14 protein-coding genes are annotated in these 13,412 nt (G+C 40.5%); 13 read left to right on the top strand and 1 reads right to left on the bottom strand.

Features of this window, described 5'->3' with window-relative positions:
* Positions 1 to 167 precede the first annotated feature (167 nt).
* The 13 genes from J7K40_01105 (at position 168) to J7K40_01045 (ending at position 11,319) form a co-directional block, all read left to right on the top strand.
* Positions 168 to 854 carry an epoxyqueuosine reductase gene (locus J7K40_01105; protein MCD6160998.1) on the top strand — a complete coding sequence of 229 codons (687 nt, stop codon included), beginning with the start codon at positions 168 to 170 and terminating at the stop codon, positions 852 to 854.
* Positions 847 to 1,365, top strand: coding sequence for a DUF4416 family protein (locus J7K40_01100; GenBank protein ID MCD6160997.1), 519 nt, complete (start codon positions 847 to 849; stop codon positions 1,363 to 1,365). The genes J7K40_01105 and J7K40_01100 overlap by 8 nt, the downstream gene beginning before the upstream one ends.
* A gap of 111 nt (positions 1,366 to 1,476) precedes the next feature.
* Positions 1,477 to 2,694: a TIGR00300 family protein gene (locus J7K40_01095; protein MCD6160996.1), complete on the top strand. Its 1,218-nt coding sequence runs from the start codon at positions 1,477 to 1,479 to the stop codon at positions 2,692 to 2,694.
* 462 nt (positions 2,695 to 3,156) lie between these two features.
* Complete coding sequence (locus tag J7K40_01090; protein ID MCD6160995.1) at positions 3,157 to 3,549, top strand: hypothetical protein; 393 nt, start codon at positions 3,157 to 3,159, stop codon at positions 3,547 to 3,549.
* A complete protein-coding gene (locus J7K40_01085) occupies positions 3,468 to 5,033 on the top strand; it encodes a carboxypeptidase regulatory-like domain-containing protein (GenBank protein ID MCD6160994.1) in 1,566 nt (521 codons plus the stop codon). Before J7K40_01090 ends, J7K40_01085 begins: the two co-directional genes overlap by 82 nt.
* 92 nt (positions 5,034 to 5,125) lie before the next feature.
* Positions 5,126 to 5,365, top strand: a complete 240-nt coding sequence (locus J7K40_01080) for a hypothetical protein (GenBank protein ID MCD6160993.1) — start codon at positions 5,126 to 5,128, stop codon at positions 5,363 to 5,365.
* Between the two features lie 84 nt (positions 5,366 to 5,449).
* Positions 5,450 to 6,178, top strand: coding sequence for a hypothetical protein (locus tag J7K40_01075; GenBank protein ID MCD6160992.1), 729 nt, complete (start codon positions 5,450 to 5,452; stop codon positions 6,176 to 6,178).
* 7 nt (positions 6,179 to 6,185) lie between these two features.
* Positions 6,186 to 6,374, top strand: a complete 189-nt coding sequence (locus J7K40_01070) for a hypothetical protein (protein ID MCD6160991.1) — start codon at positions 6,186 to 6,188, stop codon at positions 6,372 to 6,374.
* Between the two features lie 441 nt (positions 6,375 to 6,815).
* Positions 6,816 to 8,039: a PorV/PorQ family protein gene (locus tag J7K40_01065; protein ID MCD6160990.1), complete on the top strand. Its 1,224-nt coding sequence runs from the start codon at positions 6,816 to 6,818 to the stop codon at positions 8,037 to 8,039.
* A 221-nt stretch (positions 8,040 to 8,260) separates the two neighbouring features.
* Complete coding sequence (locus tag J7K40_01060) at positions 8,261 to 9,130, top strand: decaprenyl-phosphate phosphoribosyltransferase (protein MCD6160989.1); 870 nt, start codon at positions 8,261 to 8,263, stop codon at positions 9,128 to 9,130.
* An 8-nt stretch (positions 9,131 to 9,138) separates the two neighbouring features.
* Entirely contained in the window at positions 9,139 to 10,224 is a 1,086-nt protein-coding gene (locus J7K40_01055; protein MCD6160988.1) for a DUF362 domain-containing protein, read from the top strand.
* A 147-nt stretch (positions 10,225 to 10,371) separates the two neighbouring features.
* A complete protein-coding gene (locus tag J7K40_01050) occupies positions 10,372 to 10,734 on the top strand; it encodes an EamA-like transporter family protein (GenBank protein ID MCD6160987.1) in 363 nt (120 codons plus the stop codon).
* A 72-nt stretch (positions 10,735 to 10,806) separates the two neighbouring features.
* The gene (locus tag J7K40_01045; GenBank protein ID MCD6160986.1) at positions 10,807 to 11,319 is read left to right on the top strand and encodes a hypothetical protein; all 513 of its coding nucleotides are present in this window, start codon (positions 10,807 to 10,809) and stop codon (positions 11,317 to 11,319) included.
* Between the two features lie 84 nt (positions 11,320 to 11,403).
* Here J7K40_01045 and J7K40_01040 read toward each other — a convergent pair whose 3' ends face one another.
* Positions 11,404 to 13,260, bottom strand: coding sequence for a phosphoenolpyruvate carboxykinase (ATP) (locus J7K40_01040; GenBank protein ID MCD6160985.1), 1,857 nt, complete (start codon positions 13,258 to 13,260; stop codon positions 11,404 to 11,406).
* Positions 13,261 to 13,412: the final 152 nt, after the last annotated feature.

Here is a 13,412-nt window from a genome sequence, read left to right as displayed (position 1 = left end):
GATATGCTATTTGCTAAGGAAAGATATTTATATAACTGCGAGAAGTGTCGGGTTTCTCCTCGCCTTCGGCGAGTCGGAACCTGACCTACAATTGAATAAGAAAAAAACGGGGAAACTCCTGGAGTCAGGCTATTGACAAAAATAGACTAAGTTATTATTTTCCAAGCATGGATAATTATTTAAAACTCAGCCAACAGGCAAAAAAGTTTGGCGCAGATTTATTCGGTGTAACTGAAACATCAAAACTAACCGATTATATTCATCGGGAGATAAAAGAAGCTGCTCATTCACTTCCTTTCACAGTAAGTATTGCCGTTCGCGTTCAGCGTAAGATATTCGATAGTTTGACCAATGGTCCTAATATAATCTACAAACATCATTACAAGACCGCAAATTTCAAGCTTGATGATATAATATTCAGTCTTTGCCAATATCTAAACAAACAAGGTTATGAGGCTTTGCCTATTCCGGCAAGCGTTCTTACCGGATGGGAAAAGCCATACGCGCATTTGTCGCATCGGCATGCCGCCATGCAGGCAGGTCTTGGCTTTCTTGGCCGCAGCGGGCTTTTAGTGCATCCCGAATACGGCGCGGCTGTACGTTTAGCCAGCGTAATGACCGATATGCCGCTGACTACCGATTCCCCGCTTGATATGGACTGCGGCAAATGCAAAGCCTGTGTAGCCGCCTGTCCTGCTAATGCCATTATGATTGAGGGAATAGATGAATTTGACGGTCAGGCTTGTTATAATCTTTTAAAACAGTTCGAGAAACGCCGCGGTGTAGGAGTTATGATTTGCGGTTTATGCATAAAAGCCTGCAAAGGTCTGAGTACAGAGAAAAAAAATGATTGATAAGGCTCCTGTTCCTGTAAAGCTTATTTGCGCTGTAACATTCGCGCCATCTGTTGATATAGAAAACATATTAACCGCGCTTGAAAATACCTTTGGTATAATTGAGAGTAAATCTGAAATAATAAATTTCAATCATACGGATTATTACGATTCTGAGATGGGAACGGACTTGCAAAAGATGCTGGTTAGTTTTGAACGGCTGTTTAAACCACAGGATCTCTGGTTAGCTAAGCTAACGACTATCGATATCGAAAAGATATTCAAGAAAAATGGTAAACGCCGGATAAATCTCGATCCCGGTTATCTCGAAACATCTAAACTGGTTTTAGCCTCAACAAAAAATTTCTCGCATAGGATATATCTAAATGAGGGCATCTGGGCAGAGGTTGCATTAATTTACAGCGGCCAGCAATTTCAAAAACTTCCCTGGACATACCCTGATTATATGGATATTAAGTTCATTAAATTCCTTGAGGCAACCCGGGAAAAATACAGGCTCTTTATAAGATAGCACTTAGTAAAACAAACATATTTGCCTGCCTTGGGATGACACACACAAGCCGCATAATTGCAGCCCATCTTTTTTATAAACTATACACATTTGACCGCCGATAACAAGCATATGGCAATTTCCTCTAAGAAGCGCTGGTTTAGCCGCGAAGTTACCGCAGTCGGTCACATAGTCGATTCCGGCATCATGTCGAATATCCTCGATAAAATCATCGGCTTGGGAGGTAAATTCGAGATAACATCTTTTATGATGGGCAAAACCAATGTCGATGAATCGAGCGTAAAAATTAATGTAGCGGCTCCTTTTAATGACCAGCTTGATTATATAATCGAACAGCTTCACAGCCTTGGCTGCCTTGTTGTTGATGATAGTCCCGTTCTCTTAAAAAAAGCTCATAGAAACATGGTTGCGCCGGAAGGATTTTATTCCACTACTAATCATTTTACGGAAATATATCTGAATAGCAAATGGAGAAAAGTTCACAACCAGCGAATGGATGCGGTAATCGTAGTAAAGAAAAACCGCGCCGAAAGTAAAAAGCTTAGAGATATTCGCCAAGGCGACCAAATCGTATGCGGTCTAACCGGCATCAAGATAACGCCGGAATTCAAACAGCGCGATAGAAAAGACTTCGAGTTTATGTCTGCCGAGATATCCTCCGAGAAAAAAGTGGAATTGGCTGTGGATGGAGTAGCCTCATTGCTGAAAAAGAACGGCAAGAAAACAGCGGTTGTCGCCGGTCCGGTTGTAATTCACACCGGCGCGGCCGGAGCCTTATCCAAGCTGATTAAAAAGGGCTACGTTCAGGCCCTGCTTTCCGGGAACGCCTTAGCGGTTCATGATATCGAACAGGCATTATACGGCACCTCGCTGGGCGTCGATACAAACACCGGCAAGCAGGTGGAGGGCGGCCATAAGAATCATATCATGGCAATCAATCAGGTATACAAACATGGCTCAATTAAAAAAATGGTGAAAGCCGGGGCGCTCAAATCCGGCATTATGCACACCTGCATTAAGCATAATATTCCCTTCGTCCTGGCCGGGTCGCTTCGGGATGACGGTCCCCTGCCGGAGACTATTAACGATATGGTCAAGGCTCAAGCGGCATATAGCCGGGCTCTTAAGAGCGTTGATATGGTGATAATGCTTTCCACGATGCTTCATTCTATCGCCACTGGCAATATGATTCCGGCCTGGATAAAGACTATATGTGTTGATATTAACCCCTCGGTTGTTACCAAGCTTGCCGACCGCGGCTCAAAACAGACTATCGGAATTGTAACCGATGTCGGATTGTTCCTCAAGCTTTTAGCCTCGCGTTTGTAGACGAGTTAGTATATGCTAAAATTAGCAGATGTACGATTCCTGCCTCTTTGGGTTGTTTTTACAAGTATGCAACTTTTCAATTTAGCTTGACAAACCTTGCAGGAGTTTCCCCGAAAATTCCGGTAAAATCTTTATAGTATAGTATGTTTCATAGGGTTAACATTTTCAATAAGTGGAAATCATAGTTTTTGAAAAAACGGGGAAACTTTTAGCGATTTTTAGCAGGTCGGGTTCCGACCGGAGGGAGAAACCCGACATTTTGGACAGTGACAGGTGATTTGCTAAGGGAAAGGGCGGCATATTGCTGCGAAAGGTGTCGGGTTTCTTGTTCGTCCGCCTAAGGCGGAGAATCCGACCTACGATTGTATAAAAAAAATGGGGAAACTCCTGAAACCTTAGTATTTCCTTTTTATTTAATATATTGAAGTTCCTATCTTATATTTAAAACCGCAGGAGGATATTATGAGCAAAGTATTTATTTATACAATGGCTATTGCAGTTATAGCCGCAGCATCGGTTTCAGCGGCAACAATCAACGTGCCGGCTGATTATGCCATGATACAGGCGGGCATCAATGCCTCAAGCAACGACGATACGGTATTAGTACATCCGGGGATTTATGTTGAGCATATTAATTTCAATTGGCATAATATTGTGCTTGGCTCATTGTTTTTAACTACAGGCGATACAAGCTATATTTCTCAAACAATTATTGACGGTGATTCGTCGATACGGTTGTTACAGTTGAGAGCGGCGAGGATAGTACAACTGCTATTGCCGGATTTACTATACGAAATGGTTTCAGCTATGCAAGTGGGTACGGATATGGCATTCTCTGCAAGAACTCATATCTGAAGATTTTAAATAATCTGATTATTAATAATAGAGTATCCTTTATGGGCGCAGGCGGTATAAGCTGTGAAAATGCAATTACAACAATATTTAGTAATACAATAATGAACAATATAGGATCACATGGCGGTGGAATTTACTTAAATTATTGTGCTTATTCAGAAATTAGTAATAATAATATATATAATAACTCAAGTCTTACCTCCGGTGGAGGTGGAATTAGTATTAATTATAGCAATGCTATAATTAACAATAATTGTATTATTGGAAATACAAGTACAGGTGTCGGTGGAGGTATTAGCTGTAATGAATCTTCCTGCAACATTTCCGAAAACATAATTAGTGAAAATAGCGCTGGAATTGCAGGCGGTGGGATATATATCAGTGATTATTATGAGAATGATATCATAATAAATAAAAGCATAATTTCTGGAAATTCTGTTATTAGTGAAACCATAGAATGCACTGGTGGTGGTATATCAATTGATTATTCATATTTCATCTTGATAACTAATAACTTGATTATTAAAAACACTTGTGTATCCTACGGTGGTGGAATCCATTTTAATGAATCACCTATTATACCTGTAATAAAAAACAATACAATTTATGGCAATTTTGCTGATAGTTCAGGGGGTGGAATCTATTGCCATATTCTCATTTTGATAAACAATATAATTTGGAATAATGAGGCAAAATGCTCTGACCAAATTGATGGTTCGCCGGATATTACCTACAGCAATATCCAGGGCGGTTGGTCTGGAGTTGATAATATCGACACCGACCCGCTGTTTCGCAATCCGGCTAATGAAGATTATCATTTAATGAGCGATGACTGCGGCAATCTTTATAATTCATCGTGCATAGATGCAGGGAATTTATTCATACCTGACAGCTTGCTCGATTGTTCATGGGGCATGAATACCCAACGCAGTGATATGGGCGCTTATGGGGGAGAACAGGCAGTAACAGATTCTTCATTTTCTCTGATTACAGGTGTTGTTACAAGAATAAATGGTACAACAACAATACCGGGTGTTATTGTAGAAAATATGTCAACATCTTATAGTAGTATTACTACTGTTGACGGTCAATATTGGCTTTATTTTTATAGCGGCGGCAATTTTGATGTATCGTTTTCTCATGAAGATTACAATGATACAATTATAAATGGCGTAGAAGTTGCTCTTAATGATACAACTATTTTGGATATATCACTGTTAGAATTGCCGGGTTATTTAAACGGTATTGTTCTAAATTCCATTGATATGCCCTTAGAAAGTGTATATGTCGAATTAAACAGCGATACGGCTTTAGCAGTTTATACTGATGAAAATGGCTATTTTGAGTTTTGCTTAAATCCCGGTTTATATAATGTTTCATTTTTATATAATGATGATGTAGTTGCATCCTTTAACAATACTAACATTACACTCGGAGATACAACAAGGATTGATGTAATAGTACAAGATTTTGGAATAGTATAGCGAATGTTACTGCAAATTATGGTGATACTACCAACCTTGACGTTATTCTCGGGGCTGGCACAAGTTATATAACCGGCAATGTGATTGATTTTATGTCATCAAACCCACTCGACAGCGTATTAGCAACATATCAGGACTATTCTTCATTGTATAACTATTCAGACATCAATGGCAATTACCAGATTCCAATTTTCTGCGAAGGTTTCGATATAGTCTTCTTAAAACCAGGTTATAATGATGTAGTAATATCAGGTATAGCCGCTGAACCAAACGACACTATAATTATTGATGCTGCGATGGTACCTCTGGCTGAGAATTCGATTTATATCTGAGCAGGCGGTACAATCGATGAATACGGCTGGCATGATACTATTTATGCATCTCCCAATACCTGGATTGATATACCTATTTATATAATGAGCGGTACTCCTGATTTACAGCAAGGTTATAGTCATTTAAAAATTCCATTCTTATTCAATTCAACTTATTTTGATTCTATTGATTTGGCGGATTGTATCGTTTATTATCCTTTTTGGAATACTACAAGTTTCAATTATTATGGTTGTGATGATGGTTGGTGTCATTCAGAGTTTTATACATCATATCAAGGCAGGTTTATTTTAACAGCTCCGACATTGTGTTTATCTTACAGATTACATGTAGCAAATTGTTATTTGTCTGATACAACCATTGATGATGTTATTAGCTTTAGAAATTATAATCCTTACTTTGAAGGTTATAACGCAATTGATAACTGGGCATGTCTTCATCTTAATTTTATGCCTAAATCGGAATATCTACCCGGCGATGCCAATATGTATTTAGGATTGTGGCCGCCTCAGACTATGGGCAGCGATGTTATTTATATGTCGCATTATTTCATGGGCATGTTAAACCAGCCTTGCCTAATAGATGGTTTCTGGGCCTCAGCCGATATTAACGGCGATTGCATAATAATGGGCAGTGATGTTAAACTTGTCAGGTATTTCAAGGGCGAGGATTTCATCTCATTCTGCCCGGCTTATTTCCCTGCCTGGCTTACATCAGAAGATATCCCGGATGAACCGCCGGTAGGCTGGCCGCCTTGCGAAACGCCGTCTATATTTGATGAGGGCAAAGGTGAATCGTCCGGGAGTGTGAAATAGTAGTATAATGCAAGTTGGCGCACGAGGACGTACGCCAACCACAACCACTGGGCGTTCGCCAACCACAACCACTGGGCGTTCGCCAACCACAACCACTGGGCGTTCGCCAACCACAACCACTGGGCGTTCGCCAACCACAACCACTGGGCGTTCGCCAACCACAACCACTGGGCGTTCGCCAACCGCAGAAACATGACACTTTGTCAACAACTTGGGGCAGAATTTACTTCTGGCTGCCGCTTCGCTATTAAAACCGCCAATCACTAATCGGTAATCAGTTTTGAAAAATCCCGTTCTTAATAGCCACTATCCCATAGTTTTATCACATACATATTTCTAATGTTCAGGTTTTAAAAAACGTTCAAAGATTATACACCTTTGAATAATCGCAAGACAACCTCATAACTGCCCATCTTGTAATAAGATAATTTCGCAGGAATCAGATAATTTATTTTGCTTGTTTCTTATATAATATTATTGTATAAATATAACCCGTTGAATGCCGTATAATTATATAGATATGCATTCGATTTGAAATGGTTAAGTCGATGATAATAAACATGTTGAAAACAAACCTCCCAATTCGAGGCTGAAGGCATGACATTTGCAATAGTGCCATCGGTAGGAGGAGATTCTCATGATTAAAAATTTAGCTATGATAATATTCGTATCGCTAACCGTACCCGCAATGGCTTTAGCGTCCGGTACGGTTTCCGCCGATTTTCTAAATATAAGCGTATCGCCATACCAGGCGTCGCTGGGAGGCGCATCATCAGCCCTAAGCAACGATATAGCCTCAAGTTATTACAATCCCGCCGGGCTTTCATCAATAGAACGGTCTGGCATAAACCTCATGCATTATATGTGGTTTCAGGATATTTCCTATGAATTCATAGGCGGCGCATTCCCTATAGGCTCCAAATCAACATTTGGTTTTTCTACCGCTTATCTGCATATGGGGCAAATTAACGTATATAACGAATATGACCAGCATCAGGGCAGTATAAGCGCTTATAGTCTGGCGGGAATAATATCATATAGCCGAAATATTTCCAGCGATTTGTACTTAGGCATCAGCGGCAAATTTATAATGGAAAAACTGGCAGAAATTAATGCAAACGGTTATGCGCTTGACATCGGTTCTCAGTATATAGGCGATAATTTCAAATTCGGAATCGCCTTTAATAACCTTGGCCCCAAAATAAAATATGAAGTTGAAAGCTATAGTCTGCCTGTTTCCGTTTCCTTAGGTTCCTCATTTAGTCCGATGCGCCTGCCGGTAGAAATTATTGTCGGCGCAAAAATCCCGTTTGAGGGAGATGTCTCAATAGCCGCCGGATTGGATTATCAATTGACAAATTTCCTGTCGCTTCGTTCAGGAGCGGGAGGTTTTGGCGGCGATAATATCTCCAATACCGCAAATTTCGGTATCGGTTTGAATTTATCGAACAGTCATATCGATTATGCTTTCAACCCGAAAAATCAGCTTGGAAGCACTCATTCATTTTCGTTTACATTCAATTTTGGCGGCAACCGCAATATCGGTTTTGATAGGAAAGAGATATTGAGTCAAAATGATAATTCTGTAGAAATCCTCAGAAGCAATGAAACAATCGAGACTTCATACAGCTTGCCTAAAGACTCCGTTTATGTGATAAGCGCGGGCGTTTTTAAAAGCGAAACATCAGCTTTAAAACAAATAGATGTAATGAAGCGATTTGGAATTAACAGCAAAGCCGAAAAACGCGCTGATGGCGATTACATTGTGATTCTGACCAAAACAGATAACCGTAAAAAAGCGAATAAAATCCAAAAGGATATTAGTTCCAAAGGTTTTCGGTGCATGGTGGATGTCGAGTAGTGCCGTTGTTATTTGGAAACAAACGGATATTTTCCTATAGGCTGTCAGGTTTGGGTTAGCACTTGGCGGCTGGAGTAAATGTAATTTCTTTTTCGATAATCCGAGCGGGCTTAAGAGATTGCCTATTAAATATTTTTCGGATAGCTGAATAACATTAAATGACAACCTATACAAGATTTTATTACTTGACATGCAAGTCGCCTTTCGCTTTATAATACACTGTGTTTAGCGCTATTATTAAAACAGCCAGGCCTCATCACTGGATAAAAAACTTAGTTGTTTTTGCGGCTTTAATATTTGCCAAAAAATTTACTGAACCGCAATCGTTATTGTTGGCAATTAAGGGATTTGCAGCCTTCTGTTTTGCGGCTTCAATGGTATATTATATTAACGATATTGCTGATTATAAAAACGATCAACAACACCCGGTTAAGAAAAACAGACCGATTGCCTCCGGGCAATTATCTATAAAAATAGCTGTGATTATATCTGTATTATTATTCGCTGTAAGTTCTGTCATAAGTTATTCGCTCGGAATGAATTTTTTTATCTGCTTTATATTGTATACAATCTTAAATTTCGGTTACGATCTCGGCTTAAAAAATATAGTTATTATCGATGTTATGATATTGGCGATTGGCTTTTCTATTCGAGCCACAGCGGGAGCGGCGGCTATTTCGGTACCGATTTCCTCCTGGCTTTTAGTATGCACGCTTCTTCTGGCGCTGTTTTTAGGCTTGGCCAAAAGAAGGCACGAAATTGTTATACTTGGCGATGATGCTATTTCCCACCGTCAAGCATTAGCTCATTATTCCCCCTATTTTTTAGACCAGATGATGAGTGTTGTTGCAGCCTCAACAGTTGTGGCATACACTTTCTATACGCTCTCAACCGATGTGCAGGAAAAGCTCGGCTCGGAATATCTGGTTTTGACCGTACCGTTTGTGTTGTACGGCATATTCAGGTATCTTTACCTGATTCATCAAAAAGATAAAGGTGGAAATCCCACGCGGCTTTTAATAACAGACATACCCTTACTAACCTGTGTAGGTTTATGGATTATAATGGTAATAATAATATTATATTTATAAGGTGATTTATGGCAAATAAAGCAAAAGTAGCGGTGATTAAAACATCACCCGAAAAAGCGGTTGATGACTATATCAAAGCCGGTGAGATGGCTGGCTTGAAAGATTTCCTGCCCGCTGATTCTGAAACAATAATCAAGGATAATATCTCCTGGCACCTGCCTTTCCCCGGCGCTAATACTGTTCCCTGGCAGCTTGAGGGCGCTATCAGGTCGCTTCAGAATGCGGGCATAAACAAACTGGTTGCCGTTCACAACGATACAGTTGTAACCAATCCTTATTTAGGCGGCAAGCTTCTAAAACTAAAACCCGTATATGAAAAATACAATATTCCCGAAAGGTATAATAACGACCCCAAAGATTTGAAATGGGTGTTTTATAAGCCGAAAGCTAAGATGCTTGTTCTGGATAAAATATTTCCCGAAGGTATTAAGATACCGGAATTTTTTCTCGGTAAAAACATCGTTCACCTTCCCACTGTAAAAACACATATCTACACAACAACCACTGGCGCCATGAAAAACGCATTCGGCGGTCTTTTAAATACCAAACGTCATTATACTCATTCGGTAATTCATGAAACTTTAGTTGATTTACTGAATATTCAAAAGGAAATTCATACCGGCTTATTCTGTTTTATGGATGGCACAACTGCTGGTTCCGGACCCGGACCGCGGACAATGATTCCGCATGTGAAAAATCTGATATTAGCTTCCACCGACCAGGTAGCAATCGATGCCGCTGCCGCTAAGATGATGGGGTTTGATCCGATGTCATTGAAATATATCAGGCTGGGGCATGAAGCCGGCTTAGGTATTGGCGACCCATCAGAAATCGATGTAGTCGGCGAGGATATTTCACAAATGAATTTCAGATTTCCCGTAGGCGATAATATAGCCTCCACGGCTGGCGACTTATTTTGGTTTTCGCCGCTTAAAATTTTCCAAAAACTCCTCTTTCATACTCCCTTGGTTTATATATTTGTATTTGCCTCGGCTATATATCATGACCGCTTATGGTATCCTTTTAAAGGCAAGAAGATATTCAATCGATGGCTAAATGAAACCGAATGGGGAAAACTATTTCAGAAATATTAGCAGGCAGATTTATAATATAAAAATAGTTGGTGAGAAGAGGTATATCGCATACACCCTTTACATATTCCACTGTGCGTAGGGGTGTATTGTATAAACCCGTGAATTGCATACGCCCTTTATGCTTTACAGCAACCACAGGAGATAGCAATGACTCGTTTTTTAATAATGCTTTTCGTAGTAACTTTCAATGTTTGCGGCCATGTTTTCCTTAAAGCCGGCATGAACCAATTCGGGGCAATTTCTCCCGGCGCGCTGATTACGAATTTCTCGAAAATCTTCACAAATATCTCGATATTGTTTGGCTTATTTTGCTATGTATCATCCGTAGCCGGTTATTTAGTCCTGCTTTCGAAAACCGATATATCAATCGCCTACCCGATTGTTACCAGTCTTGCTTATGCCGCAATTGTGCTCGTTTCCTTTTTCATATTCAAGGAGCCATTCTCTCTTATTAAATGGGTCGGCTTGGGATTGATTCTTGGCGGCGTTCTTTTAGTTGGCATGAAGTAAATTATAATACTAAAATTCCGATTACTTTCTTTAGATATATGTATAGGTAAATAAAAAACTGTTAATACAATTATGTCAAATTTGGAAAGACCATTGTTTACTGAAGTTCAAAGATTTAAGCAGAAATGGATATGGCTTATGGTTATCGCATGCTCCGGGCCTATCTGGTATGGATTCATTTACCAAATAATATTGGGTAAATCACTTGGCAGCAAACCTGCTCCGGATATTCTTCTCTGGCTGTTTTTTTTACTATTCGGAATCGGTATGCCCTGGCTTATACTTTCGCTTAAGTTAATTGTGCAGGTAAAAAAAGATGGCTTACACATTCAATTTTTCCCTCTTAAAAAGCTTTTCTTAAATATTGCTGATATTGAAAATTATAAGTACCGCAAATATAAACCAATAAAAGAATACGGCGGCTGGGGGATTAAATACTCACTAAAACACGGCAAAGCATATAATGTAAGCGGCAATAAAGGCGTACAGTTGGAACTTATAGACGGCAAGAAGATTCTAATCGGCTCGCAATACCCGCATAAGCTGATAAACGCAATTGACACTGCCATTAACTATAATAAATGATGCTAACAGAAGTATCTACATAAAGCAGATGTTAGCCATATATTGAAACGATGGCAAGACACCAGCGATGCAATATACAATATCTTAATATCGCCCCATTCTATTTCGTCTGGGCCTCGACTTGGTCTCCCATTTAATATCAGGAAGCTCATGAATTTTATCGGAAGGTTTTTCCTCTTTGGTCTTTTCCTGTGGGATATCAGGCACGCTGACCTTGGCCTTTTTTCCGCCGGCGATACTAAACGATTCCTCAGCCGAATCAATGATTTCCTGCTTTAGTCCCTGGCTGGCGATAAATTCCGTATAGTCCCTGCGGCCATCAACTAAATCTTTGACATAAGCGTCAATCTGATCTTTTGAATAATACTTGTCGGGGTTGTACTCATCAAGGTTGGCATCAGCACATGATTTTATCTCGAGCACGCCGAGACGGCCGGGAATATATTGGTTAGTGCCGCGCAAATCGCCGCGCTGAATCGCCGCCATCACATTAATAGGCACGCGTTTGACTTTTCGAACAAGATTTTTGATTATTTTGCCATTAACTTCACTCTTTTCGAGTATTTCGCCGATGCCGCCGGTATTATATTGATAAAAATGAACCTTGCCCGGGAAATCATTTACCAAATCCATAACGATATCATAAAATTTATTTACCTTGGCGGCTAACGACCCAACGATAAACGGGTCGGTGCCAACAGTTCTGACAGACTCTCCGGCTTTATCTGGTTCTGAGGCGGCGCTGTGCGATGATTCGCCCCAAAGATATGCCAGCACACCCTGCTCGGGAGTCAATTTCATACCGAATGGCATAATGGTATTCCGTCGAGTGATAAAAGCGAAAACCAAACCATCCAACTCGGATAATGGCGGCAGGTTTACGCTGGGTGAATCGATGCGGACAAGCTTGCGGCCGCGCTTCACCTTAAGCTTATCTTTGCGAATAACCGCCCGTCCGTTGCCGCAAAGATTCTCATCGAGAAAATCCGGATTGCCGGCGGCGTCAACCATAACGTTTTCATATAATGCTGTTTTATCAACAAGAGACCAGTACATCGCTTCCTGAAGTTTTTCCTGCACGTCGGTCTTAACAAAGAAATTCGCCTCAGAGCCATAAGCCGAACCATCCCGGCGCAGGAATGCAATATCATCCTGAGCGACCTCGGTGCCCTCTTTCTTATCATGGTCAAGCCCCAATTGATGGCACGACCAAGTCGATTTGCCGGTGGCGGAAAGCCCAAACAGAAAAACACCGTAGCGCTTCAATCGTTTATCGCGCTCATCCCAAACAGTTACGATTTTGGTGCCGGAGTGAAGACCAAGCATCCCCAGTTCATCAGCAAACCACATCGCTTGACGCAGAAAACCTTTTTTATTTTCTCCCATATAGTCGGTGCCAAGAGCAATATTGATATTATGCTCAGGAATTGACAGCACCTGCTGGCGGAGATGATGTTCCTCCGGTATGTGTATCATAGTAAATTCAGGTCCCGGTCTCTTGCTTGGGTCGAACATCGTGTTGCCCCACATATAGGCCAAGCGGAAATTTGTCTTATCGGCAACGCTGATATACAAGTTGCATATCGGATTATATTCGGAATTGTTAGCCATCTGACGGCGCAGATGAATAAACGGCAAAGTCCTCATCAGATGCAGGACTTTATGAAGTTCATCCGGAGCGTTTTCGATAATTGATTTATGCAATTCGGTAGGTTTGGGCAGTCGAACTTTTTCACCGCCAAGATAAACGGTTTTCGGTCCGATTCGCGATGACACAGACGATCGCCACGACCAAGCACCATTACTGGTTTGCCTGCCGGTTTCTAAGGCATGTTTGCGGAGCTGATTAAGCTTAAAAGACTTAATATTCGGACCATCCAAAACAGCCTTAAGGTTATCTGCGAATCTCTGGTATTCCTCTACTTTATAAATATCACTCATAAAACGTTCCTGTTTAATTATAATTTCCTGCGCAGTCTTATTAAGATTGCACCTTTTATCACAACTCAAAATAAATGTTTTAATCAGTAAAATCAACAAGAAAGATTAATTAATAATTTAACCCTTTGCCTTATTTATGCTTATTATTATAG

Source organism: Candidatus Zixiibacteriota bacterium (genome assembly GCA_021159005.1).
Lineage (GTDB): Bacteria > Zixibacteria > MSB-5A5 > UBA10806 > 4484-95 > JAGGSN01.
The sequence above is the reverse complement of the archived record's forward strand: the minus strand, read 5'-3'. Positions and strand labels throughout refer to the sequence as shown.

What these genes read in the sequence shown, in the direction of transcription:
- J7K40_01105 (MCD6160998.1), top strand. Translation starts at nt 168, where the DNA reads ATGGATAATTATTTAAAACTCAGCCAACAGGCAAAAAAGTTTGGCGCA.
- J7K40_01100 (MCD6160997.1), top strand. Translation starts at nt 847, where the DNA reads ATGATTGATAAGGCTCCTGTTCCTGTAAAGCTTATTTGCGCTGTAACA.
- J7K40_01095 (MCD6160996.1), top strand. Translation starts at nt 1,477, where the DNA reads ATGGCAATTTCCTCTAAGAAGCGCTGGTTTAGCCGCGAAGTTACCGCA.
- J7K40_01090 (MCD6160995.1), top strand. Translation starts at nt 3,157, where the DNA reads ATGAGCAAAGTATTTATTTATACAATGGCTATTGCAGTTATAGCCGCA.
- J7K40_01080 (MCD6160993.1), top strand. Translation starts at nt 5,126, where the DNA reads ATGTCATCAAACCCACTCGACAGCGTATTAGCAACATATCAGGACTAT.
- J7K40_01075 (MCD6160992.1), top strand. Translation starts at nt 5,450, where the DNA reads ATGAGCGGTACTCCTGATTTACAGCAAGGTTATAGTCATTTAAAAATT.
- J7K40_01070 (MCD6160991.1), top strand. Translation starts at nt 6,186, where the DNA reads ATGCAAGTTGGCGCACGAGGACGTACGCCAACCACAACCACTGGGCGT.
- J7K40_01065 (MCD6160990.1), top strand. Translation starts at nt 6,816, where the DNA reads ATGATTAAAAATTTAGCTATGATAATATTCGTATCGCTAACCGTACCC.
- J7K40_01055 (MCD6160988.1), top strand. Translation starts at nt 9,139, where the DNA reads ATGGCAAATAAAGCAAAAGTAGCGGTGATTAAAACATCACCCGAAAAA.
- J7K40_01050 (MCD6160987.1), top strand. Translation starts at nt 10,372, where the DNA reads ATGACTCGTTTTTTAATAATGCTTTTCGTAGTAACTTTCAATGTTTGC.
- J7K40_01045 (MCD6160986.1), top strand. Translation starts at nt 10,807, where the DNA reads ATGTCAAATTTGGAAAGACCATTGTTTACTGAAGTTCAAAGATTTAAG.
- J7K40_01040 (MCD6160985.1), bottom strand. Translation starts at nt 13,260, where the DNA reads ATGAGTGATATTTATAAAGTAGAGGAATACCAGAGATTCGCAGATAAC.